Origin of the sequence: Buttiauxella sp. S19-1, from assembly GCF_022134725.1 — a bacterium.
Taxonomy (GTDB): Bacteria; Pseudomonadota; Gammaproteobacteria; order Enterobacterales; family Enterobacteriaceae; genus Buttiauxella; species Buttiauxella ferragutiae.
Map to the genome: position 1 here is coordinate 25,176 of NZ_JAHWLU010000019.1, position 22,915 is coordinate 48,090.

Annotated in this window: 23 protein-coding genes; 10 read left to right on the forward strand and 13 right to left on the reverse strand. The window is 51.0% G+C overall.

What is annotated here, in order from left to right; all coding sequences use genetic code 11:
- Nucleotides 1-6 precede the first annotated feature (6 nt).
- Complete coding sequence (gene yieH / locus MES37_RS06930; protein WP_237930755.1) at nucleotides 7-672, reverse strand: 6-phosphogluconate phosphatase; 666 nt, start codon at nucleotides 670-672, stop codon at nucleotides 7-9.
- Nucleotides 673-852: 180 nt separating this feature from the next.
- Between yieH and MES37_RS06935 the strand changes: the two genes are divergently transcribed.
- Complete coding sequence (locus tag MES37_RS06935; protein ID WP_064542024.1) at nucleotides 853-2,190, forward strand: NCS2 family permease; 1,338 nt, start codon at nucleotides 853-855, stop codon at nucleotides 2,188-2,190.
- A 60-nt stretch (nucleotides 2,191-2,250) separates the two neighbouring features.
- Here the strand turns inward: MES37_RS06935 and MES37_RS06940 are convergent, their stop codons facing one another.
- Together MES37_RS06940 and MES37_RS06945 are read right to left on the reverse strand one after the other, a co-directional pair.
- Entirely contained in the window at nucleotides 2,251-2,592 is a 342-nt protein-coding gene (locus MES37_RS06940; RefSeq protein WP_064542027.1) for a RamA family antibiotic efflux transcriptional regulator, read from the reverse strand.
- Between the two features lie 21 nt (nucleotides 2,593-2,613).
- Nucleotides 2,614-3,729, reverse strand: a complete 1,116-nt coding sequence (locus tag MES37_RS06945) for an MBL fold metallo-hydrolase (protein WP_133523023.1) — start codon at nucleotides 3,727-3,729, stop codon at nucleotides 2,614-2,616.
- Between the two features lie 186 nt (nucleotides 3,730-3,915).
- Here MES37_RS06945 and MES37_RS06950 point away from each other — a divergent pair, with 186 nt between their 5' ends.
- Entirely contained in the window at nucleotides 3,916-4,488 is a 573-nt protein-coding gene (locus tag MES37_RS06950) for a TetR/AcrR family transcriptional regulator (RefSeq protein WP_121814648.1), read from the forward strand.
- On the opposite strand, the gene MES37_RS06955 is transcribed toward MES37_RS06950, so the two are convergent.
- The 7 genes from MES37_RS06955 to rpmH all read right to left on the reverse strand — a co-directional run bounded on the left by MES37_RS06955 (nucleotide 4,485) and on the right by rpmH (nucleotide 9,900).
- Nucleotides 4,485-5,051: an NADPH-dependent FMN reductase gene (locus tag MES37_RS06955; RefSeq protein ID WP_121814649.1), complete on the reverse strand. Its 567-nt coding sequence runs from the start codon at nucleotides 5,049-5,051 to the stop codon at nucleotides 4,485-4,487. The genes MES37_RS06950 and MES37_RS06955 overlap by 4 nt on opposite strands.
- A 34-nt stretch (nucleotides 5,052-5,085) precedes the next feature.
- Entirely contained in the window at nucleotides 5,086-5,814 is a 729-nt protein-coding gene (locus MES37_RS06960; protein WP_237930764.1) for a 4'-phosphopantetheinyl transferase family protein, read from the reverse strand.
- A gap of 227 nt (nucleotides 5,815-6,041) precedes the next feature.
- Nucleotides 6,042-7,406: a tRNA uridine-5-carboxymethylaminomethyl(34) synthesis GTPase MnmE gene (gene mnmE / locus MES37_RS06965; protein WP_232887016.1), complete on the reverse strand. Its 1,365-nt coding sequence runs from the start codon at nucleotides 7,404-7,406 to the stop codon at nucleotides 6,042-6,044.
- Nucleotides 7,407-7,512: 106 nt separating this feature from the next.
- Nucleotides 7,513-9,159 (reverse strand): membrane protein insertase YidC, encoded by a 1,647-nt coding sequence (yidC, locus tag MES37_RS06970; protein WP_064542050.1) that lies wholly within the window; start codon nucleotides 9,157-9,159, stop codon nucleotides 7,513-7,515.
- Between the two features lie 2 nt (nucleotides 9,160-9,161).
- Nucleotides 9,162-9,419 (reverse strand): membrane protein insertion efficiency factor YidD, encoded by a 258-nt coding sequence (yidD, locus tag MES37_RS06975; RefSeq protein WP_074388504.1) that lies wholly within the window; start codon nucleotides 9,417-9,419, stop codon nucleotides 9,162-9,164.
- A complete protein-coding gene (gene rnpA, locus MES37_RS06980) occupies nucleotides 9,383-9,742 on the reverse strand; it encodes a ribonuclease P protein component (protein ID WP_034499799.1) in 360 nt (119 codons plus the stop codon). The genes yidD and rnpA overlap by 37 nt, the downstream gene beginning before the upstream one ends.
- A 17-nt stretch (nucleotides 9,743-9,759) precedes the next feature.
- A complete protein-coding gene (gene rpmH, locus MES37_RS06985; RefSeq protein WP_003849659.1) occupies nucleotides 9,760-9,900 on the reverse strand; it encodes a 50S ribosomal protein L34 in 141 nt (46 codons plus the stop codon).
- 627 nt (nucleotides 9,901-10,527) lie between these two features.
- Between rpmH and dnaA the strand changes: the two genes are divergently transcribed.
- From dnaA to gyrB, 4 genes are read left to right on the forward strand one after another with little or no spacing between them, the layout of a single operon-like run.
- A complete protein-coding gene (gene dnaA / locus MES37_RS06990; protein ID WP_064542053.1) occupies nucleotides 10,528-11,916 on the forward strand; it encodes a chromosomal replication initiator protein DnaA in 1,389 nt (462 codons plus the stop codon).
- Between the two features lie 4 nt (nucleotides 11,917-11,920).
- A complete protein-coding gene (gene dnaN / locus MES37_RS06995; protein WP_064542055.1) occupies nucleotides 11,921-13,021 on the forward strand; it encodes a DNA polymerase III subunit beta in 1,101 nt (366 codons plus the stop codon).
- Nucleotides 13,022-14,095, forward strand: coding sequence for a DNA replication/repair protein RecF (gene recF / locus MES37_RS07000; RefSeq protein WP_064542058.1), 1,074 nt, complete (start codon nucleotides 13,022-13,024; stop codon nucleotides 14,093-14,095).
- A 28-nt stretch (nucleotides 14,096-14,123) separates the two neighbouring features.
- Nucleotides 14,124-16,538, forward strand: coding sequence for a DNA topoisomerase (ATP-hydrolyzing) subunit B (gene gyrB / locus MES37_RS07005; RefSeq protein WP_064542061.1), 2,415 nt, complete (start codon nucleotides 14,124-14,126; stop codon nucleotides 16,536-16,538).
- A 1-nt stretch (nucleotide 16,539) separates the two neighbouring features.
- On the opposite strand, the gene MES37_RS07010 is transcribed toward gyrB, so the two are convergent.
- On the reverse strand, nucleotides 16,540-17,442 hold the full coding sequence (locus MES37_RS07010; RefSeq protein ID WP_237930766.1) for a LysR substrate-binding domain-containing protein: 903 nt from the start codon (nucleotides 17,440-17,442) through the stop codon (nucleotides 16,540-16,542).
- Nucleotides 17,443-17,566: 124 nt separating this feature from the next.
- Between MES37_RS07010 and MES37_RS07015 the strand changes: the two genes are divergently transcribed.
- The 3 genes from MES37_RS07015 (at nucleotide 17,567) to yidA (ending at nucleotide 19,996) form a co-directional block, all read left to right on the forward strand.
- Nucleotides 17,567-18,595, forward strand: a complete 1,029-nt coding sequence (locus MES37_RS07015) for a zinc-dependent alcohol dehydrogenase family protein (RefSeq protein ID WP_237930776.1) — start codon at nucleotides 17,567-17,569, stop codon at nucleotides 18,593-18,595.
- A 44-nt stretch (nucleotides 18,596-18,639) separates the two neighbouring features.
- Complete coding sequence (locus MES37_RS07020) at nucleotides 18,640-19,029, forward strand: YidB family protein (protein WP_121814654.1); 390 nt, start codon at nucleotides 18,640-18,642, stop codon at nucleotides 19,027-19,029.
- A gap of 148 nt (nucleotides 19,030-19,177) precedes the next feature.
- The gene (yidA, locus tag MES37_RS07025) at nucleotides 19,178-19,996 is read left to right on the forward strand and encodes a sugar-phosphatase (protein WP_121814655.1); all 819 of its coding nucleotides are present in this window, start codon (nucleotides 19,178-19,180) and stop codon (nucleotides 19,994-19,996) included.
- 81 nt (nucleotides 19,997-20,077) lie between these two features.
- On the opposite strand, the gene cbrA is transcribed toward yidA, so the two are convergent.
- On the reverse strand, nucleotides 20,078-21,169 hold the full coding sequence (gene cbrA / locus MES37_RS07030; RefSeq protein ID WP_232887013.1) for a colicin M resistance lipid reductase CbrA: 1,092 nt from the start codon (nucleotides 21,167-21,169) through the stop codon (nucleotides 20,078-20,080).
- Nucleotides 21,170-21,278: 109 nt separating this feature from the next.
- On the opposite strand from cbrA, the gene MES37_RS07035 reads away from it, so the two are divergent.
- Nucleotides 21,279-22,544: a DUF3748 domain-containing protein gene (locus MES37_RS07035; protein ID WP_237930768.1), complete on the forward strand. Its 1,266-nt coding sequence runs from the start codon at nucleotides 21,279-21,281 to the stop codon at nucleotides 22,542-22,544.
- On the opposite strand, the gene MES37_RS07040 is transcribed toward MES37_RS07035, so the two are convergent.
- The gene (locus MES37_RS07040; protein ID WP_121814658.1) at nucleotides 22,545-22,865 is read right to left on the reverse strand and encodes a YceK/YidQ family lipoprotein; all 321 of its coding nucleotides are present in this window, start codon (nucleotides 22,863-22,865) and stop codon (nucleotides 22,545-22,547) included. It lies immediately after the preceding gene.
- Nucleotides 22,866-22,915: the final 50 nt, after the last annotated feature.

Genomic DNA, 22,915 nt, shown 5'->3' on the forward strand with positions numbered 1-22,915 from the left:
TCGTTCTTAAACCGTGATATTCCAACCCCGCGCACGCCACAACTCCGGCAACTGCGTTAAATCGGTAAACGTCGTTACTTTCGGGTGATCAATCGGCTGGTTGTGTGGGTCGGCGCAAAAATAGAAAACTTCCATGCCTGCGGCAATACCGGATTGCGCACCGGCCATAGAGTCATCCACCAGCACACAGTTTTTGACATCCACATTCATTGCCTCGGCGGCGTGGAACATCAGTGCCGGATCCGGTTTCCACGTCTGTATATCGTAGCCGCTAAACAGTTTGTCCGGGAAATGGTGGAGCATGCCGGTTTTGCCCAGTGAATGCTGCATTTTGCTGACCGGGCCGTTGGAAACGATACACATCGGCACGTTGATTTGCGCAATTAGTGCTGCTGCGCCGTCAATCTCTACCAGCTCGCTATCAAACAGACGCGAAACTTCGGCGCGATAAACCGGCTCCAGTTCATCTTTTGGCAAGTTCACTCCATAGCGGGTATTAATCGTGTCGATTATTTCGTAGAGCTTGATTCCCTTGAAAGTTTTGAAAACCTCCTCGAGCGCAAGTTCGATGCCGTATTGCGCAAACATATGCACGTAGGCTTTGGAGCAAATAACCTCACTATCAACCAGCGTGCCATCGCAGTCGAAGAACACCGCATCTATCCGGGACATACCGCTTCCTTATTTAAGAGTGAATACCTACTTTACCCAATTTGCAGAATTTTTGCGGCACGCAATCGTTGCCGTATAAGTAAATTCAATGAAAAAAAATTAGCGTGGGTCATTATGTTTGGGAATTTTTGGTATAGGATAACGACGGATTTTCCCTCTCAATGTTCGGAATTAACACTAATGAGCCAACCACAATCTACTCCGGCCGCAAATCCGGGGCTGCTCGAGCGCGTGTTTAAACTGCGCGAACACGGCACCACGGCACGCACTGAAGTGATCGCCGGTCTTACGACCTTCCTGACGATGGTGTATATCGTTTTCGTCAACCCGCAGATCCTTGGCGCCGCTGGTATGGATACCCAGGCCGTTTTTGTCACCACCTGTTTGATTGCCGCATTAGGTAGCATCCTGATGGGTATTTTCGCCAATCTGCCAGTCGCATTGGCTCCGGCAATGGGCCTGAACGCCTTCTTCGCCTTTGTGGTGGTAGGTGCGATGGGGATTTCCTGGCAAGTTGGGATGGGTGCCATTTTCTGGGGTGCAGTAGGCCTGCTGTTGCTGACAATCTTCCGTGTGCGTTACTGGATGATTGCGAACATTCCGGTGAGTTTGCGTGTCGGTATCACCAGCGGTATTGGTCTGTTCATCGGCATGATGGGCCTGAAAAATGCCGGCATCATCGTGGCTAATAAAGACACGCTGGTGGCCATCGGTAACCTGACTTCGCACAGCGTACTGCTTGGCGCGCTGGGCTTCTTTATCATCGCCATTCTTGCCTCGCGCAATATTCACGCTGCCGTGCTGGTTTCAATTGTAGTCACCACGCTGCTGGGCTGGATGATGGGCGACGTGCAATACCACGGTATTGTTTCCGCGCCACCAAGCGTGCTGTCTGTTGTGGGCCAGGTTGATTTAGCCGGTTCGCTGAACATTGGTCTGGCGGGTGTTATCTTCTCCTTTATGTTGGTTAACCTGTTTGACTCATCCGGCACGCTGATTGGCGTGACAGACAAAGCCGGGCTTGCCGACGAAAAAGGGAAATTCCCACGCATGAAGCAGGCGCTGTACGTTGATAGCGTGTCTTCAGTTGCGGGTGCATTTATCGGGACTTCTTCCGTTACCGCGTATATCGAAAGCTCTTCTGGCGTGTCTGTTGGCGGGCGTACTGGCCTGACGGCGGTCATCGTTGGTTTGCTGTTCTTGTTGGTTATCTTCCTTTCCCCGTTAGCAGGCATGGTTCCGGCATATGCTGCAGCTGGTGCGTTGATCTACGTGGGCGTGTTGATGACGTCGAGTTTATCGCGCGTGAAGTGGGACGACCTGACAGAAGCGGTTCCTGCGTTTATTACTGCGGTAATGATGCCTTTCAGCTTCTCCATCACCGAAGGCATCGCGCTGGGCTTCATCTCTTATTGCGTGATGAAACTCGGCACGGGCCGCTGGCGTGAAATCAGCCCATGCGTGATTGTTGTGGCGCTGCTGTTCATTCTGAAAATCGTATTTATCGACGCACATTAATCGTTTTTGCCGGATGGCGCTTGCGCTTATCCGGCCTACGAAACAGTGTACCATGGCCGGTTATTGTGGCTGGCTGTGGTTCTCTCTGCGATACCTGCCCGGTGGCTGATGAAAGGTGCGCGTAAATATCCGCGTAAACGTCTGCTGCGAATCAAAGCCATACTTCAGACTAATATCGTAAACCTTGTTATCGGTGTCGCGTAAATCACGCGCGGCCAGCAACAATTTGCGCTCACGAATGTATTTCCCCAGACTTTCACCTTTGTAGTGCATAAACAAACGCTGCAAGTGCCACTTCGAATACCCCGCGTGATCGGCAATATCATCAATGCGTAATGGTCGATGCAAATTGTCATCAATCCACTGAACAATCGTATCGATAACCTGAGCTGAAATCGTCATACATCCCCCTGCGTGGTTCGCTTACATTGCGCTGGCAGATTCCCACCAGGCGCTAAATTGTTGTGCGTTATCATTTACCCGCACAGGCTCACCCTGCTTTGGTGTTAACAGGCGATAATTTTTCCCGATACTGGCTTCAGCGAGGCTTTTGTAAGGCGCATCCCACGTATGATTTGCCAGTACAAAACGGCCTGCATGGCCCGGAAGTATGGCGCGAGCTTTGAGGTCTACTGCGGCTTGTGCAGTTTCTTGCGGCATCATATGAATATTGCTCCAGTCCTTGTCATATTGGCCGTTTTCCATAATGGCTAAATCGATCGAACCGAACTGTTCACCGATAGCTTTGAAGTGTGGCCCGTAGCCGGTATCACCGCTGTAATAGACTTTGTTGTCATTGGTCACGAACATAAAACTCGCCCATAACGTCTGGTTGCTCTTCAGACTGCGGCCAGAGAAATGCCGGGCGGGTAACACATGCACCGTCAGGTCGTTCGAGATTTTTACCGTCTGGTTCCAGTCTTTTTCATGAATGATGTCGCTATTTATGCCCCAGTAACGCAGATGCGAACCAACGCCCAATGGCGTAATCACCTGGCGGATTTTTGGCTTCAGTGCTTTGATGGTGGCGTAATCCAGATGATCGTAATGGTCGTGGGAGATAATCAGCAGATCGATTTCAGGCATCGACTCAGCCGTCCACGGGTAATCCCCAGGGAAGGCTTTATTGATAAATGAAAACGGGGCGGCGTAACTGCTGAAAACGGGATCGATAAGAATGCGTTTGCCGGCCAGCTGGATGTACCAGGAGGAGTGCCCGAGCCAGACCATCGTATCTTGTTCCAGCGGCAGATTAGCCAGTGAAGTTTTCACTAGCGGTAGAGGTTGTTGAGGGCGAGAATTTTCCCGCTTCGCGGTTAAAAATCCCCACCATGCCGCAAGCTTACTTTTCTGCCCGGTATAGCCAAGCGTTGGGATCTGGTTGCGAAATTGTCCATCAACGTAATTTGCAGAGCGTTCGACTAAACTTAGACCTTCTCCTTGCGGAGCCTGGCCAAACCCGGCATTCAGGACAAAAGGCAAACTGGCTGCTGTTGCAATCAACATAATTATTACCGCGCATATGGAGAATCGTTTCATTTCCTGGCCTGCACAAATCGTTCCATCCATTGGCACGAAGCTGTAAACTTGATAATGAGTGAGTAAGCACTCATTATAGATAAGGAGTGACGACCGTCAAGATGCTTTTCAAACGCTGACATTGAACGTTGCAGTGGCGAAGTTGGCGTGATTCAATTTGGTTTTTAAAATATGGGGTAAAACGTTGTGGCTCGTCCGAAGAGTGAAGATAAAAAATTAGCGTTACTGGATGCAGCAACCATCGCCATAGGCCAGTCGGGGATTGCGGCATCAACTGCGCAAATTGCCCGTGGCGCAGGCGTCGCGGAAGGTACTCTATTTCGTTATTTTGCCACTAAGGACGATTTGATAAACGAGCTGTACCTGTATTTGAAACAAAGCTTACTTATTTCCATGCAGGCGAATCTCGACCGCACACTGAAAGACCCGAAAGAATATACCCGCTATATCTGGAACAGCTACATCGACTGGGCGATTGGTCACCCTGAAGCGCATCGGGCGATTCGTCAGCTGTCGGTGAGCGATAAGATTGATGATGACACGAAGCAAAAAGTGGCGGAGTTATTCCCGGAATTACATGAGATCTGTTCGCAATCGATACTGAAGGCTTTTCAGTGCGGCCCGTATCGCGCGTTTAGTGATGCGATTTTTTCTTCGCTGGCAGAAACGACCATGGAATTCGCCAGCCGTGAACCGGAACGTGCTGGCGATTTTAAGGCTTTAGGCTTCGAAACGATGTGGCGCGCTTTAGCTAATTAGTTTTTAACTCGCTGAATATAATTACCAAATGCCGTCAGCTGCCCGGCCAAATGATCGAGCGTGCTTTGATCAACCACTTCGCCAGTTTGCACATCCACTTTGTTTTGAATCACGCCGCCCATAAATTCAGGTTTGTTCATCACCATCGCGTCGAGGAACACCAGAATCTGGCGCAGATGGTACTGGCAGCGTGCGCCACCAATCGCGCCCATGGAACAGGTCTGAATCAGCACTGGTTTGCCAGCCAGTGGCTGTTCCGGTAAACGTGACAGCCAGTCGATGGCGTTCTTCAGGCCACCTGGCACCGAATAGTTATATTCTGGCGTGACAATCACAACGCCATCTGCGGTGCGGATTTGCTCAGCAATCGCTTCAACCGTTGCCGGGAACCCCTCTTCTTGCTGTATATCGGCGTCATACAATGGAATGTCTTTGATCGACGGCAATGCCTCAATGCTCATCCCCGCTGGGGCGATGCCAGGCAAAGTGCGGGCGACCATCGCGTTGAATGAGCCATGGCGCAGGCTACCTAATAACGTGACTATCTTTAACGTGTCGGACATGAATACCTCTTTTTGTCAGGACGTTCAGGAAAGATCAGTTTTGATATAACGCTTTTTCTGACGACATACTGGTTAAGCGAATTATGCTGCCGTTAGGATCGCGATAACGTGATTTGACATCCCACAGACTATGCCAGCTTTGCGGGCTTTCAAACTCCCACAAACTCAATTTTTCTATGGCGGGCGACACTACGCATCCCCAGATTAACAGGCCTTCCACATCACTGATCGCTTCAATTTCTGATTGTTCATTTGTGCGAATCCGACCCGCACCAGGCAGAAGCTGCCAGCTTTCTTCACGACCGGTCAATTTAAAAGCACTTTGATGCAGTGTGCGTAACTGTGCTCTGGCCTCACCTGGGTTTTTTTGAGTGTTTATCCAGATAGACTCATTGCTGCGGAAAATGGAAGCTGAAGCAACAGAAGGAAGATTGCCGAACGACTGATTAATTTCGAAATCGAGTCCGCAACGGCCTTCGGTGGTGACCAACACACCGACTTTGTTTCCGGCATAAGCAATGCTGAAGTCCATCAACGACGAGTCAGCAAAATGCGGGCGCCCGGCGGCAGTGGTGACAATCTTGGGCAGTTGTTGAATGCCATACAGCATATGAAGGAGTTCAGCCAGCAGGCTACGTGAGGCTAAGAATCGTGAACGGCGATGTTCCGGCATTTGTTGAGCGAAGGCGAGGCATTCTTCATTCAGCCGGCTCGAAAAGGGGAATTTGGGATTGATCGTCCATCTTGCGAAATGCGTTGCCATTTTTCTCTCCTTGATAATGGGCAATCTACTTTTCATTCAATTGTAGATTTTTTAGCAACGAAACGCACGGGGATGAGCGTGTAAAAAAACATCAATTGATCAACCCTATGAATACTTAGGTTTTTAAAGTACAGACGAAACGGTAAAAAAATCCCGCAACACTTATCCTGCTAAATCAGGCGCGTTGCGGGATGAGTAAAAAGTGAGCACACGCTTACTTTTTTAGTTTATTTACCGATACAGAAGCTGGAGAAAATGCGTCCAAGCAAATCATCAGAGGTAAATTCGCCGGTGATTTCGCTCAGGCTTTGCTGAGAAAGTCGCAGTTCTTCAGCCAGTAATTCCCCGGCCCATGCGCCCAGCAACTGCGCTTTGCCTTGTTGCAGATGGGTTGCTGCCTGTTCCAGCGCTTGCAGGTGGCGACGACGCGCCAGGAAGCCGCCTTCCATATTGGTTTCAAAGCCCATGCTCTGTTTTAGATGATCGCGCAGCACATCTACACCTTCACCGGTACGCGCAGACAAGCGTACAAGTGAGTGACCATTCACATCGCTCAGACCCAGCGTTTCGCCGGTGACATCAGCTTTATTACGCACTACGGTAATCGGTAAACGTGCCGGTAAGCGCGCAATAAAGTCTGGCCAGATTTCAGCAGGGTCAGTGGCAGCGGTCGTGGTTCCGTCAACCATAAACAGCACACGGTCTGCTTGTTCAATCTCATTCCACGCACGTTCGATACCGATACGCTCAACTTCGTCGTTCGCTTCGCGCAGCCCTGCGGTATCGATAATATGCAGTGGCATGCCGTCGATATGAATATGTTCGCGTAATACGTCACGGGTGGTTCCGGCAATATCCGTCACAATCGCCGCTTCACGCCCGGCCAGAGCATTCAACAGGCTCGATTTCCCGGCGTTAGGACGCCCTGCAATCACCACTTTCATGCCTTCACGCAGCAAACTGCCCTGGCGTGCTTCGGCGCGCACCGCATCCAGATCGCCAATCACCTGGTTCAGCTGGGCTTCAATTTTGCCGTCAGACAGAAAGTCGATTTCTTCATCCGGAAAATCAATCGCTGCTTCCACGTAAATACGCAGATGTGTCAGCGCTTCAACTAAATGGTTTACGCGTGCGGAGAAAGCACCCTGCAGAGAATTTAATGCTGAACGCGCGGCTTGTTCGGAACTGGCATCAATCAGGTCAGCGATGGCTTCGGCCTGAGCCAAATCCAGCTTGTCGTTCAGAAATGCACGTTCGGAGAACTCACCAGGCCTTGCGATACGCACGCCTGGGAGCGCCAGGATGCGCTTTAACAGTAAATCCAGGATAACTGGGCCACCGTGCCCCTGAAGTTCCAGCACATCTTCACCCGTGAAGGAATTCGGGCCAGGGAACCACAACGCGATACCTTGATCGAGAACGCTGCCGTCAGCATCACGGAATGGCAGATAATCGGCGTAACGTGGTTTCGGTAATTTGCCCAGAATGGCTTGTGCTACTTCACGTGCCTGAAGGCCTGAGACGCGCAGGATACCGACCCCACCACGTCCCGGCGGTGTCGCCTGGGCAACGATTGTCTCGTTATGGCTCATTACTATCCCTTCGTGATTGATTGGTGGATGGCGCTTCGCTTATCCACCCTACAAAAGAAAAAGGCGGTCTATTGACCGCCTTTCGTAAGCTTCTCGCTAATTTTTATCAGGTCTTTTTCTTATCGCGGCTGTGTAAGCCACGTTTCTCAAGACCGCGATAAATCAGCTGCTGCTGGATGATGGTCACTGTGTTACTGACGATATAGTACAGTACCAGACCTGACGGGAACCACAGGAAGAACACCGTGAAGATGACCGGCATAAAGGTCATGATCTTCTGCTGCATCGGGTCGGTCACTGTGGTCGGCGACATCTTCTGAATGAAGAACATCGTCAAGCCCATCAGGATCGGCAGGATGTAGTACGGGTCTTGTGCAGACAAGTCATGAATCCACAGTGCGAACGGCGCATGGCGCAGTTCCACAGAACCCATCAGCATGTAGTACAACGCCAGGAAGATTGGCATCTGGATAACCAGCGGGAGACAACCACCCAGCGGGTTAACTTTCTCAGCTTTATACAGGGCCATCATTTCCTGGCTCTGGCGCTGCTTATCGTCACCAATACGTTCACGCATGGCTGCCAGTTTCGGCTGCAACATACGCATTTTCGCCATGGAGGTGTACTGCGCTTTAGTCAGCGGGTACATGATGCCACGAACGATGAAGGTGATAACGATAATGGAGAAGCCCCAGTTACCGATAAAGCCGTGCAGGAATTTCAACAGCTTGAACAGCGGCTGAGAAATAAACCACAACCAGCCATAATCCACAGTCAGGTCAAGGTGCGGCGCAACGGCTGCCATTTTGTCCTGAATTTCCGGGCCAACCCACAGGGTACTACCCAGTTGAGCGGTTTGACCAGGTTGAACCAGTTGTGGCGCGGATTTATAACCAATCGCCGCCACATCATTGCTCAGTTTGGTGGTATAGAAGTTGTTAGTACCCTGATTACGCGGAACCCACGCTGTTGCGAAATACTGCTGCAACATCGCCACCCAACCGTTGTTGGCATTAACGTTCAGGTTTTCCCCGTCAGCGATGGTGTCGAATTTATATTTTTCGTATTTCGCATCAGGAGTGGAATATGCAGCGCCACGGAAGGTGTGCAACGCAAAGTTGTTGCTTCCAGTATCGCGGTGTGACGGTAGATTGATGGACTGCTTCAACTGACCAAAAGTAGCCAGTTCCAGCGGTTTCTCACCGGCGTTCTTCACATTGTAATCCACGCTTACCGCGAACTCGCCGCGTTTCAGGGTGAAGGATTTCGTGAAGACGTTGCCCGCTGCATCAGTATAAGTCATTGGAATAACAAGTTCGTTCTGGCCTTCTGGCAGTACGAAGCTGTCGCTTTCAACGTTATACAGTGGGCGATCACCGTTAGCCGGGTTATCTGGGCCATCACGACCCGTCAGGCCACTTTGTGCCTGGTAGACAAACTCTGGCGTGGTTTCCAGTAACTGGAACGGCTCATTAGATTTGAGCTCTTTCGGGTAGGTCAGCAACAGCGCCTGCTCAACATCACCACCACGGGTGTTGATGGAAAGCTCAAGGACGTCAGTTTTAACCGTGATGATTTTTCCCTGGCCACTGGTCGGCACACCCTGGCTTGCGGCGTTACCTGCTGCGGTGGTCGTAGTCTGCGTGGTCTGCTGCACCTGTGGTTTTGGAGCGTTATCCTGCTCCCAGGCTTGCCAGATCATGAAAGACACGAACAACAAAGCGATGAGAAAGAGATTGCGTTGCGAATCCATCGTTAGTGTTCTCTGGTATCAAAAGGTCCAGGTGGGACGGGATCGTCTCCACCGGGGTTCAAAGGGTGGCATTTTAATACGCGTTTCACTGTCAACCAACTGCCTTTTAACACCCCAAACCTGCGCAATGCCTCAATTCCGTAGTGAGAACAGGTAGGAGTGAAACGGCAATGCGGCCCGAGAAGCGGACTTATCAGGCGCTGATAGACCTTAATCAGGCCTATCAGGAGCCGGGAGACAGGCGACAGTGACGGCGCCATAACTTTTCCAATGCTTCCGATAAAGCCCGGTTATCCAGGTCGGCAACCCCTTTCTTAGCCACTACCACGAAATCCATAGGAGGAAGTTCATGCTGACGCAAACGGAAACTCTCACGCGTCAGACGTTTAATCCGATTGCGTTCGTGTGCGCGTTTAACGTTTTTCTTAGCGACTGTTAGACCGATGCGGGGATGCCCCAGCGAATTTAGGCGGCCGAGGATGGTGATTTGCGGCGTGCCAGCCCGTTGAGGCTGCTGGAAGACGAAAGTGAAATGAGTGGGAGTTAACAAGCGTAACTCCCTGGGAAATGCGAGCTTAACCACTCAGGGGTTAGCTTTTATTACTTAGAAACGGTCAGACGGGAACGGCCTTTAGCACGACGACGTGCCAAAACCTGACGACCATTTTTAGTTGCCATACGAGCACGGAAACCGTGTGAACGGTTACGCTTCAGTACGGACGGTTGAAAAGTGCGTTTCATGGCGATTTCTACCTAAACTTGGATAAATTTCACTGGGTTAGCGAAGAGCCCTGCATAAACTGCAAAAGACTTACGCCTCAGTGTGGCTGATTAAAGAGGCCGGATTGTAATAATTGTACACTCCGGAGTCAATTCTCTTTCCTTAATTCCCGTGCCTTAATTCGCTTTTTGACCCTAAAAATGACCAGGATCTGTCCAAAATAAAGCCGTGGTGACACGCGACGGGTGGGGAATTATACGGCGTCCCCATTAAAGAGCAAGGATCGTTAGGGATCTTCCTTAGATCAGTTAAGACGATTTTGTGCGCTAGTCATTAAATTTTCCTATTTAGGAATGATATGCGCTGCGCGTTTGGCAGGATCGTTTACACTTAGACTCCACAAAACAGCCCTGTGGATAAATCGGGAAGAAACTGTGAGAAACAGAAGATCTCTGGCGCGCTTTAGGCTATGATCCGCGGTCCCGATCGTGATCCTTTAGCATTCACCCTGGGGTAAACCGCAGATAGCGGTTCGCACGCTTCCCGTACCGGGGTTCCGTTGAGGAAGAGTCGGCGTGTGTCAACAATCATGAATATAAACTTTCAGTCTTCGTCATTTTATCGACTTTGTTCGAGTGGAGTCCGCCGTGTCACTTTCGCTTTGGCAGCAGTGTCTTGCCCGATTGCAGGATGAGTTACCAGCCACAGAATTCAGTATGTGGATACGCCCCCTACAGGCGGAACTGAGCGATAACACGCTGGCCCTGTATGCGCCAAACCGTTTTGTTCTCGACTGGGTACGAGATAAGTACCTCAATAATATCAATGGATTACTTAACGATTTTTGCGGTACAGATGCGCCCGTATTACGTTTTGAAGTGGGCAGCAAACCGGTCAGCCAGACGTTAAATCAGCAAGCAGTAGCGACTGCTCCTGCCCATGCGCAAATGGCTCGCCCTGCGGCACCTATGCGTCCGAGTTGGGATAATCTTCCAGCCCCGGCTGAGCAACTGTACCGTTCCAACGTTAACGTAAAACATACTTTCGATAACTTCGTTGAAGGTAAATCGAACCAACTGGCTCGCGCGGCGGCACGCCAGGTGGCAGATAACCCCGGTGGCGCTTATAACCCTTTGTTCCTTTATGGCGGCACAGGCCTGGGTAAAACGCACCTTTTGCATGCTGTTGGCAACGGTATTATTGCGCGCAAACCGAATGCAAAAGTGGTGTACATGCACTCTGAACGTTTCGTTCAGGACATGGTAAAAGCACTACAAAATAACGCTATTGAAGAGTTCAAACGTTACTACCGTTCTGTTGATGCGCTGCTAATAGATGATATTCAATTCTTTGCCAATAAAGAGCGCTCACAGGAAGAATTCTTCCACACCTTTAATGCCCTGCTTGAAGGTAACCAACAGATCATTCTGACCTCGGATCGTTATCCAAAAGAGATCAACGGCGTTGAAGATCGTCTGAAATCGCGCTTCGGTTGGGGGTTAACGGTTGCCATCGAACCACCAGAGCTGGAAACGCGAGTTGCGATCCTGATGAAAAAAGCAGATGAGAATGACATTCGTCTGCCGGGTGAAGTGGCCTTCTTTATTGCCAAGCGTTTACGCTCGAATGTGCGTGAACTGGAAGGGGCATTGAACCGTGTTATCGCCAACGCTAACTTTACTGGCCGGGCGATTACCATCGACTTCGTGCGCGAAGCACTGCGTGATCTTCTTGCGCTGCAAGAGAAGCTCGTCACCATCGACAATATTCAGAAGACGGTGGCTGAGTACTATAAAATAAAGATTGCTGACCTGTTGTCCAAGCGTCGTTCCCGCTCGGTTGCCCGTCCACGTCAAATGGCGATGGCGCTGGCGAAGGAACTGACTAACCATAGCTTGCCAGAAATCGGCGATGCCTTTGGTGGCCGCGACCATACTACGGTTCTCCATGCCTGCCGTAAGATTGAGCAGTTGCGTGAAGAAAGCCACGACATCAAAGAAGATTTCTCTAACCTAATCAGAACATTATCTTCGTGACGCTATGAAATTTACCGTTGAACGTGAAACTTTATTAAAACCGCTGCAACAGGTGAGTGGCCCGTTAGGTGGCCGTCCTACGTTACCGATTCTCGGCAACCTGCTGTTGCAAGTCGCGGAAGGAACGCTCTCATTAACAGGGACTGACCTGGAAATGGAGATGGTGGCGCGTGTCGCTTTAGTTCAAGCGCATGAGCCGGGTGCCACCACAGTGCCTGCGCGTAAATTCTTCGACATCTGTCGTGGTTTGCCAGAAGGCGCGGAAATCGCTGTACAGCTTGAGGGCGACCGCATGCTAGTGCGCTCCGGGCGTAGCCGTTTCTCGCTCTCCACGCTGCCGGCGGCAGATTTCCCGAACCTCGACGACTGGCAGAGCGAAGTAGAATTCACGCTCCCACAAGCGACCATGAAACGCCTGATTGAAGCCACGCAGTTTTCTATGGCTCATCAGGACGTTCGTTATTATCTGAACGGCATGTTGTTTGAAACCGAAGGCGAAGAACTGCGCACCGTGGCGACCGATGGTCACCGCCTGGCGGTGTGTTCTATGCCGGTGGGTCAGTCTCTGCCAAACCATTCGGTGATCGTGCCGCGTAAAGGCGTGATTGAACTGATGCGTATGCTGGACGGCGGTGATTCACCACTGCGCATACAAATTGGCAGCAACAACATCCGTGCTCATGTCGGTGACTTTATCTTCACTTCTAAGCTGGTTGATGGCCGTTTCCCGGATTATCGCCGCGTATTGCCGAAGAATCCGGACAAACACCTGGATGCCAGCTGTGATTTGCTGAAACAAGCATTTTCGCGTGCGGCGATTCTCTCGAACGAGAAATTCCGTGGCGTTCGTCTGCAAGTGATTCAAAATCAATTGAAAATCACGGCTAACAACCCGGAACAGGAAGAAGCCGAAGAAATTCTCGACGTCACTTACGACGGCACAGATATGGAAATTGGTTTCAACGTCAGTTACGTGCTCGATGTTCTGAACGCTCTGAAGTGCGAGAACGTGCGCATTTTACTGACCGACTCTGTTTCTAGTGTGCAGATCGAAGATGCAGCCTCTCAAGCGGCGGCTTACGTAGTCATGCCAATGAGACTGTAGATGTCGCTGTCGCGTTTGTTGATCAAAGACTTTCGTAATATCGAAAATGCTGATTTGGCTCTGGCTCCAGGTTTTAATTTTCTGGTGGGAGCCAACGGAAGCGGCAAGACCAGCGTGTTAGAGGCGATTTATACCCTCGGTCACGGGCGCGCTTTTCGCAGTCTGAAGATTGAGCGCGTTATTCGCCATGAAACAGAATCCTTTGTACTGCATGGTCGTTTACAAAATGGCGAGCGGGAAATCTCACTTGGCCTGACCAAAGACCGTGCGGGCGACAGCAAAGTGCGTATTGACGGCAGCGACGGCCACAAAGTGGCTGAACTTGCGCTGTTGATGCCGATGCAACTCATCACCCCTGAAGGATTTACACTGCTCAACGGCGGCCCGAAATACCGTAGAGCTTTCCTCGATTGGGGATGTTTCCACAACGAACCAGGATTTTTTGTCGCCTGGAGCAATCTCAAACGCCTGCTTAAGCAACGTAACGCTGCGTTGCGACAAGTAACGCGTTATGCGCAATTGCGGCCATGGGATCAAGAGCTTATCCCACTAGCGGAGCAAATTAGCCGCTGGCGTGCCGACTACAGTGCAGCCATTGCCGATGACATGGCTGATACTTGTGCGCAATTTCTGCCGGAGTTCTCGCTTAGTTTCTCCTTCCAGCGCGGCTGGGAAAAAGAGAGTGACTACGGCGAGCTACTGGAACGCAACTTCGAACGCGATCGAATGCTGACCTACACCGCTCACGGCCCTCACAAAGCTGATTTCAGGATCCGTGCTGACGGTGCTCCGGTCGAAGATACCTTGTCGCGTGGGCAGCTTAAATTACTGATGTGCGCTTTAAGACTGGCGCAGGGTGAGTTTCTCACCCGACAGAACGGGCGGCGTTGCCTGTATCTGATAGATGATTTTGCCTCTGAACTAGATGATGCACGCCGTGGTCTATTAGCCAGCCGGCTAAAGGCGACGGAATCACAGGTTTTTGTTAGCGCAATTAGCGCAGAACATGTGATGGATATGGCGGACAAAAATTCGAAGATGTTCGTCGTGGATCAGGGTAAAATAACGGATTAACCCAAGAATAAATGAGCGAGAAACGTTGATGTCGAATTCTTATGACTCCTCCAGTATCAAAGTCCTTAAAGGGCTGGATGCGGTACGTAAGCGCCCGGGAATGTATATCGGCGATACGGACGACGGCACCGGTCTGCACCACATGGTATTTGAGGTCGTAGATAACGCTATCGACGAAGCACTTGCCGGTCACTGTAAAGACATCGTTGTCACCATTCATGCTGATAACTCTGTCTCCGTCACCGATGATGGCCGTGGTATTCCTACCGGTATTCACCCGGAAGAAGGCGTATCTGCTGCCGAAGTTATCATGACCGTGCTGCACGCTGGCGGTAAGTTCGATGACAACTCCTATAAAGTTTCTGGCGGTCTGCACGGCGTAGGTGTTTCTGTTGTTAACGCCCTGTCCCAGAAACTGGAACTGCTGATTCGCCGCGAAGGCAAAGTACACCAGCAAACTTACGTTCACGGCGTGCCACAGGCACCGCTGGCGGCGACGGGTGATACCGATGCCACCGGTACGCAAGTCCGTTTCTGGCCAAGCCATGAAACCTTCACCAACGTGATTGAGTTTGAATACGACATTCTGGCCAAACGCCTGCGTGAACTGTCATTCCTGAACTCCGGTGTTTCTATCCGCCTGATTGATAAGCGTGATGGCCGCCAGGACCACTTCCACTACGAAGGTGGTATCCGCGCATTCGTTGAGTACCTCAACAAAAACAAAACCCCAATTCACCCAACCGTGTTCTATTTCAGCACTGAAAAAGACGGTATTGGCGTAGAAGTGGCGTTGCAGTGGAACGATGGTTTCCAGGAAAACATCTACTGCTTTACCAACAACATCCCGCAGCGCGATGGTGGTACTCACCTGGCAGGTTTCCGCTCGGCGATGACACGTACGCTGAATGCGTATATGGAAAAAGAAGGCTACAGCAAAAAAGCGAAAGTGAGCGCCACCGGTGACGATGCCCGTGAAGGCCTGATTGCTGTTGTCTCCGTAAAAGTTCCGGACCCTAAATTCTCTTCTCAGACCAAAGACAAACTGGTTTCTTCGGAAGTGAAAACCGCGGTTGAGCAGCAGATGAACGAACTGCTGTCTGAATACCTGCTGGAAAACCCGTCTGACGCGAAAATCGTCGTCGGCAAAATTATTGATGCGGCTCGTGCTCGTGAAGCAGCACGTCGTGCACGTGAAATGACTCGTCGTAAAGGCGCGCTGGATTTGGCTGGTTTGCCAGGCAAACTGGCTGATTGCCAGGAACGTGACCCGGCTCACTCCGAACTGTACCTTGTGGAAGGGGACTCTGCGGGCGGCTCTGCAAAACAGGGGCGTAACCGTAAGAACCAGGCGATCCTGCCACTGAAAGGTAAAATTCTGAACGTTGAGAAAGCGCGCTTTGACAAAATGCTCGCCTCTCAAGAAGTCGCAACGCTGATTACGGCGCTGGGCTGCGGCATTGGCCGTGACGAATACAACCCGGACAAACTGCGTTATCACAGCATCATCATCATGACGGATGCGGACGTCGACGGCTCACACATTCGTACCCTGCTGTTGACCTTCTTCTACCGTCAAATGCCTGAAATCGTTGAACGCGGCCATGTGTATATCGCACAGCCACCGCTGTACAAAGTGAAGAAAGGCAAGCAAGAGCAGTACATCAAAGATGATGAAGCGATGGATCAATATCAGATCTCTATCGCACTGGATGGCGCAACACTGCACACCAATGCCAGCGCACCAGCCATCGCCGGTGAAGCACTGGAAAAACTGGTGTCCGAGTTCAATGCTTGCCAGAAAATGATTGGCCGCATGGAACGTCGTTATCCGCGCAACCTGCTGAATAACCTGGTTTATCATGCAACGCTTGCCGATGCCGACCTGACTGACGAAAGCAAAGTGAACGACTGGGTTTCTAAGCTGGTCATCGCGCTGAACGAAAACGAGCAACACGGCAGCACCTGGAATTCTATCGTGCGTCACAACCGCGAGCTGAATATCTTTGAGCCAGTGATTCGTGTGCGTACTCACGGTGTGGATACCGACTACCCGCTGGAGCAAGAATTCATAGTTGGTGGCGAGTACCGTCGTATTTGCACACTGGGCGAGAAACTGCGCGGCTTAATCGAAGAAGATGCGTTTATCGAACGTGGCGAACGCCGTCAGCCAGTTGCCAGCTTCGAGCAGGCGCTGGAATGGCTGGTGAAAGAGTCCCGTCGTGGCTTGTCTATTCAGCGCTACAAAGGTTTGGGTGAAATGAACCCGGATCAGCTGTGGGAAACCACAATGGATCCGCAAAGCCGTCGTATGCTGCGTGTCACCGTAAAAGACGCGATTGCTGCCGATCAGCTGTTCACCACCCTGATGGGTGACGCGGTTGAACCACGTCGCGCATTTATTGAAGAAAACGCCCTGAAAGCGGCGAACATCGATATCTAAGTTAGTTAATGCTGGTGGGCAACTTGCTCACCAGCATATCTACTGCCAGCCGTACTTTTAGCGGTAGATGAGATGTCTGGAGCCACACCGCATGGCTTTCATAAACGTTGTCCAGATCTTCGCGCAGTATCCTCACCAGTTTCCCATTCTGTAACTCTTCCTCAATCAGCCAACAAGGCAGCAGCGCAATACCCAATCCAGCAATCGCCGCATCCGCAATCGCTTCTAAATCATCCATCAGAACACGTGCTTTGGGGATAAACTCGCTTTTCTTGCCGCCATCGGCATTGATAACCCAGCGATGTGGCACGCCAGTGTTAATGTAATTGAACACTTCATAATGCGATAAATCGTCAATGGTTTGCGGCTCACCGTGTTGCAGCAAATAGCGAGGCGACGCGCAGATCATCATGCGATGCTCACCGATCTTCCGCGCGACCAGGCCGCTGCTATCAGGTAATTTTCCGTTGCGAATCGCCAGATCTAATCCATCTTCAACCAGGTCAGAAACCTTGTCGCTAAACAGCAAATCCATACTCAGGTTGGGATGCTGGCTGGCAAATTCTGCGAGCAGTGGCGCAATACACATACGCCCATACAGCACTGGCATTGAAACCCGTAACCGCCCGCTGACACTCTGTTTTCCATTTTCGAGTAGTGTTTCAGCGGTATTAATTTCTGCCAGCGCTCGTAAACAATGCTCATAGAAAAGTGCGCCGTCATCGGTCAGCGTTACGCTTCGCGTGGTGCGCTGAAAAAGCCGCACACCGAGTCTTTGCTCTAGTTGAGAAACTGTTTTACCGACCGCCGAACGTGAAAGATGCAGGCGCTGCGCCGCCAGTGCAAAACTCCCCGCCTCAACTGCCGTAACAAAAACAGAAATCCCCTTCAGTTGTTCACTCATCATTTGTATCCATTCAGGAACCAATACCGAGAAAATCTATCGCCACTGGTGATTGTAGGCCAACGATATACTTTGAGTGGTGATGAATGAAGCCAAATTCCTGGAGAAAATAATGAGCCAAACGATCAGCAAAACCATGCAGCGCTGGACCATGAGCGCCGTTGGGCGTGACAACCTGACACTTTCTACAGCAGCGATTCCTGAGCCTGGACCTGGCGAGGTTTTGGTTCGGGTTAACGCTATTTCGCTCAATTACCGCGACAAAATTGTCATTGATGGCACGATGCCGCTGGCGCTTCCTTTCCCATTTACCCCGGCGTCAGACATGGCGGGCGTGGTGGAAAGCCTCGGTGAAGGCGTGACTCGTTTTCAGCCTGGTGCGCGCGTTATCTCAACGTTTTCGCCCGACTGGATTGACGGAAAACCCAACGGCACCGCACGCACTCCGCCTTATCGCACGCTCGGCGGGGTTTATCAGGGCATGCTCGCGGAATATGTAGTCATCAACGAAAACTGGCTGGTGGCATCACCGACAAGTCTTGATGATATTCAGGCCAGTACGCTACCTTGCGCCGGGCTTACCGCCTGGTTTGCTCTGGTGGAGCGTGGCAGTTTGCACGCCGGGCAATCGGTGCTGGTGCAGGGAACGGGCGGCGTTTCGATGTTTGCGCTACAAATCGCCAAAACCCACGGCGCCAAAGTATTTGTTACTTCGAGTAGCGACGAAAAACTGGCTCGCGCCAAAGCGTTAGGTGCCGATTACGGCATTAACCGTTTGCAAAGTGATTGGGTCGATACCGTCTACGAACTCACTGATGAGTATGGAATCGACCATATTATTGAAACTGTTGGCGGCACGAATCTGGCTAATTCCCTGCGCGCAGTCGCGGTGCATGGGCGTATTTCAGTGATTGGCGTGCTTGATGGCTATGAGATCTCTTGCCCTGTAGGCGAACTGTTATTGAAATCTCCGACCATTCAGGGCATTGGCGTCGGGCATCGCCGTGCGCTAGAAGATTTTATTCGTGCCATTGACGCAAACCGCATCAAACCGGTCATCGAAACCTGTTATCGCTTTGAAGAATTGCCGCAAGCGCTGGCACATCTCGACCGCGGCGCATTCGGCAAAATCGTCTTAACCCCGCGTGATTGACTACACTTCTATTGCACACTTCGTGCATGCAAGAGGACAAGGTCATGGGCTTTTTCGATCAAGTTACTGGCATGATGAGGGGTGGCGATGCAGATAAATTCAAAGTCATCCTTACGTGGATTAATGAACAGGGCGGCATTCAGGCCATTCTTGAACAGTTTCGGGAAAAGGGTTTTTCTGATGTCGTCACTTCATGGTTAAGCGGCGCGCATAATCAAAGCGTTAGCCCTGAGCAAATACAAGAGGTGCTGGGTCTGCCCGCAATTAGCGGACTAGCCGAGAAACTCGGGATTGACGTGGGAAGCGCGTCACAACTGCTGGCAGAGCAGTTCCCGAAAATAGTCGATACGCTTTCACCAGCGGGTGAAGTCGCTCACGATGAAGATTTGCTCACCAAAGGCTTCCACATGTTGAAGGATAAATTCTTCAGCTAGTTGAAAAACGCCACTCACGCTTTTTATTTGCGGTTCTGGGTGGCGTTTTCTTATGTTTAAAACGGACCTTTTTCTCGCGAAACGTAGCGCTATTTTTGCGAGCTTAATCGCGTTAGCATGAGATAAACTCATTACCTCAGAAAATCCTATGCCTATAAAACTCATTGCTATTGATATGGACGGCACATTGTTGCTGCCAGACCACACCATTTCTCCAGCCGTTAAAGCCGCTATTGCCAGTGCGCGCGAGCGTGGTGTTAACGTTGTTTTGTGTACCGGACGCCCTTTTGCAGGTGTTGAGAGCTATCTCAAAGAACTGCATATGGATAAGCCGAACGATTACTGCATCACCTACAACGGCGCTCTGGTTCAGAAAGCAAGCGACGGCAGCACCGTGGCGCAAACGGCGCTGAACTACGACGATTACCGTTATTTGGAACAGCTTTCTCGTGATGTCGGTTCCCACTTCCACGCGCTGGACCGGTACACGCTGTACACCGCCAACCGCGACATCAGCTACTACACCGTTCATGAATCCTTTATCGCTAATATCCCACTGGTGTTCAGCGAGCCAGAAAATATGGATAAAAACGGCGCCTATCTGAAAGTGATGATGATCGATGAGCCAGCCATTCTCGACAAAGCGATCGCTAAAATTCCAGCCGAGGTCCACGAGCGCTATACGCTGCTGAAAAGCTCGCCATACTTCCTCGAAATCCTCGATAAGCGTGTCAACAAAGGTACTGGCGTGAAAGCGCTGGCTGAAACACTCGGTATCAAACAAGAAGAAGTGATGACGCTGGGCGACCAGGAAAATGACATTGCGATGCTGGAATATGCCGGGATGGGGGTTGCGATGGAAAATGCTATCGATAAGGTGAAAGAAGTCAGTAACTTCGTCACTAAATCTAACCTTGAAGATGGCGTTGCATACGCGATTGAGAAGTTTGTGTTGAACGTCCAGTAATCTCTTAGCCCCGGTAGCCAACTGATACTTATCATTTTTGTAGGTCGGATTAGCGCAGCGACATCCGACATTACCGGACCATTACTGCTCTGCCGGCCTGCATACCGCAGTGATGCGATTCTGCGGGATATGTGCGACATTGCTCTGCATCAGTAATTTTCTTAACCCCGGAGCCGTTAAGCATCGGCTTTTGATAATTTTGCTGTAGAGTTTAATGCGTAGTTTCCGTGTTGCGCGCCAGTACGCATCGTTGGGATTGACCGTTGTTTTCATCAGCACTGAATTAAGGATCTCGGCACTGTCCAGCGCATAGCTAATTCCTTCCAGCGAACTTGCGCTGATAAAACCTGCCGCCTCGCCAATCAAAAACGCATTTTCTTTCCCGCAAATAAAATCCGCCCATCGCGAAGGAAAGAGTACGGTGCATTTTTCACTTTTTACCTTTTCTCCGAATCGGAAATGGAATGCTGCCATCTTTTCTTTCAGTTTTTCAAAGCATTGCTGTCCATCTTTCATTGGATATGCGCCACCAAAGATAAAATAGCCGTCTTTACTGATACTCCAGGAATAACAATCCGTTACGTCATTATCAAAAATACATGAGTAAAACGGCGCGGGGTGCTGTTCTACAAACCACTGCTGAATGGCGACGTATTTGCGAATCTGATGATCAGGATACAGGTGACGACGAACCAGAGAATTAGCCCCGTCGGCACCGACCAGATAATCAGCGGTAACTTGCTGTTTTTGGCCATCGCTGTGAAAAATCACCTGCCATTTGCCTTCTTCACGCCAGATTTTCTGGCACAGACTGTCATGGTGAACCACGACGTCATCAGGAATAAGCGATTTCATCCATAAATCAAATGCGTGGCGATTGATGTTGATATAGCTACGCTGGTAGTTACGAGTGAGTGATGTCTCCACATCGACTGTCTTGACGCTAAAAATTTGCGGGTTGGCGATAACCTCGACTGGCAGGGTTATACCGTCACGAATAAACGAACGTTGGGCATCCGGAGCCAGAAGTCCACCGCAGGGTTTGGTGAATCCATCAGTGCCGTGCTGGCGTTTTTTATCCAGCGCAATCACACGCTTCGACCCGGCTAATTGCCGTGCCAGCGCCGAGCCTGCTGGCCCTAACCCGATAATTGCTACGTCGAAATGTTCCATTGTCTTTGCCTCAGGGAGAGAATAAACGGTACTGTAGAAAACGAATATGAAGTCAGCGTGAAGTTTTGCTGTACTCCTGCGTCCTCGACGTCATCGCCTGGATAACAACATGAAACAACTCACTTTTGCACCTCGTCATCACCAGCTCACCAATACCAACGTCTGGACGCCAGATAGCCAATACCTGGTGTTTGATGTGCGCCCTTCGGGAGCCTCGTTTACCAGTGAAACCATTGAGCGCGTAAATGTCCAAACGGGTGAAGTAGAGGTCGTGTATCGAGCTTCACAAGGTGCGCATGTCGGGGTGGTGACGGTGAATCCGCAACGTCCGGAACGTTATGTTTTTATTCACGGCCCGGAAAATCCGGACGCAAACTGGCAGTACGATTTTCATCACCGCCGCGGTGTGGTGGTTGATAATGGTGCTGCAAGCAATCTTGATGCGATGGATATCACTCCGCCGTTTACACCCGGTGCGCTACGGGGCGGCAGCCATGTTCACGTCTGGAGCCATGACGGTTCGCGCCTGAGTTTCACTTATAACGACCATGTCATGCATGAATATGATGCGGCGCAAGATTTGCGTAACGTCGGCATCGCACTGCCTTTCGGCCCGGTGAAACCCACGAAACAACATCCCCGTGAATATGACGGCAGCCATTATTGCGTGCTGATCAGCCGCACCACACCAACGCCACAGGCTGGCAGTGACGACATAAATCGCGCCTATGAAGAAGGCTGGGTCGGCAATAACGGTTACCGTAAAGCAGATGGAAGCCAACAGCGCTGGGCGCTGGCGTTTATCGGCGATACGCTTTCAGAAAGCGGCAACAAGGTGCCCGAACTGTTTATCGTCGATTTACCCGAGAACAAAGAGGCGTACTTCGAGGCTGGCGCTGAGCCTATCGAAGGAACGCCAACCACCTTACCCGCACCGCCTGCGCAAGTGCAGCAACGGCGGCTCACCTTTACGCAGCAGCGCCGTTATCCCGGTTTAGCTACTCAGCCCCGTCATTGGGTGCGCAGCAGCCCGGATGGCAGTTTGCTGGCGTTTTTGATGCGTGACGATTCGGGTGTGGTGCAAATGTATGTGCTCTCGCCAAATGGCGGTGAACCACGCCAGGTTACGCAGGGAAAAGACGATATTCAGTCGGCGTTTAACTGGCATCCGGCTGGGAAAATAGTGGGTTTTGTGCAGAACAATCAGATTGTTTTGTGTGATGTAAGCACTGGAGCAATCACGGCGCTGACGCAGGCAGGCTGCGATGCACCATCGGCGGATGCCGTCGTGTTTTCGCCAGAGGGAAAACACATTGCCTGGATGCAGAACGTCGCTGGATTCCGTCAGTTATTTATGACGGAAACAGGCGTGTAATTACTGAACGGGCGGGATCACCGAATTGGTGGCCAAATTCTGATCTTCGCTCTCTTCTACCTTTGATTTCAGCGATTTGTCGGTACGGTACATATCCCATGGTATCAGCACCGTATCCGCCACCGCCGTAAACGGCATATCGAGTGCGACAAAAGGTTTGTAGCCCCAACTGGTGTTGCTGTCGGTCAGCATTGCGTAACTTGCTCGTGTCCCGGAATAAGTCCCTTCTTGCCCACCGGTGTGGGTCATAACACTTGAGCATCCACTGGCGGTAAGTATCCCGCTGCCCAGAATTATTGCCTGAATATTAGTTTTCATCATCACTGTTAAATTTTCGTCTTCCAGGGGCCTGGCTGCACTGGGTTATATCA

What these genes read in the sequence shown, in the direction of transcription:
- yieH (WP_237930755.1), bottom strand. Translation starts at nt 672, where the DNA reads ATGTCCCGGATAGATGCGGTGTTCTTCGACTGCGATGGCACGCTGGTT.
- MES37_RS06935 (WP_064542024.1), top strand. Translation starts at nt 853, where the DNA reads ATGAGCCAACCACAATCTACTCCGGCCGCAAATCCGGGGCTGCTCGAG.
- MES37_RS06940 (WP_064542027.1), bottom strand. Translation starts at nt 2,592, where the DNA reads ATGACGATTTCAGCTCAGGTTATCGATACGATTGTTCAGTGGATTGAT.
- MES37_RS06945 (WP_133523023.1), bottom strand. Translation starts at nt 3,729, where the DNA reads ATGAAACGATTCTCCATATGCGCGGTAATAATTATGTTGATTGCAACA.
- MES37_RS06955 (WP_121814649.1), bottom strand. Translation starts at nt 5,051, where the DNA reads ATGTCCGACACGTTAAAGATAGTCACGTTATTAGGTAGCCTGCGCCAT.
- MES37_RS06960 (WP_237930764.1), bottom strand. Translation starts at nt 5,814, where the DNA reads ATGGCAACGCATTTCGCAAGATGGACGATCAATCCCAAATTCCCCTTT.
- mnmE (WP_232887016.1), bottom strand. Translation starts at nt 7,406, where the DNA reads ATGAGCCATAACGAGACAATCGTTGCCCAGGCGACACCGCCGGGACGT.
- yidC (WP_064542050.1), bottom strand. Translation starts at nt 9,159, where the DNA reads ATGGATTCGCAACGCAATCTCTTTCTCATCGCTTTGTTGTTCGTGTCT.
- yidD (WP_074388504.1), bottom strand. Translation starts at nt 9,419, where the DNA reads ATGGCGCCGTCACTGTCGCCTGTCTCCCGGCTCCTGATAGGCCTGATT.
- rpmH (WP_003849659.1), bottom strand. Translation starts at nt 9,900, where the DNA reads ATGAAACGCACTTTTCAACCGTCCGTACTGAAGCGTAACCGTTCACAC.
- dnaN (WP_064542055.1), top strand. Translation starts at nt 11,921, where the DNA reads ATGAAATTTACCGTTGAACGTGAAACTTTATTAAAACCGCTGCAACAG.
- recF (WP_064542058.1), top strand. Translation starts at nt 13,022, where the DNA reads ATGTCGCTGTCGCGTTTGTTGATCAAAGACTTTCGTAATATCGAAAAT.
- gyrB (WP_064542061.1), top strand. Translation starts at nt 14,124, where the DNA reads ATGTCGAATTCTTATGACTCCTCCAGTATCAAAGTCCTTAAAGGGCTG.
- MES37_RS07010 (WP_237930766.1), bottom strand. Translation starts at nt 17,442, where the DNA reads ATGAGTGAACAACTGAAGGGGATTTCTGTTTTTGTTACGGCAGTTGAG.
- MES37_RS07020 (WP_121814654.1), top strand. Translation starts at nt 18,640, where the DNA reads ATGGGCTTTTTCGATCAAGTTACTGGCATGATGAGGGGTGGCGATGCA.
- yidA (WP_121814655.1), top strand. Translation starts at nt 19,178, where the DNA reads ATGCCTATAAAACTCATTGCTATTGATATGGACGGCACATTGTTGCTG.
- cbrA (WP_232887013.1), bottom strand. Translation starts at nt 21,169, where the DNA reads ATGGAACATTTCGACGTAGCAATTATCGGGTTAGGGCCAGCAGGCTCG.
- MES37_RS07035 (WP_237930768.1), top strand. Translation starts at nt 21,279, where the DNA reads ATGAAACAACTCACTTTTGCACCTCGTCATCACCAGCTCACCAATACC.
- MES37_RS07040 (WP_121814658.1), bottom strand. Translation starts at nt 22,865, where the DNA reads ATGATGAAAACTAATATTCAGGCAATAATTCTGGGCAGCGGGATACTT.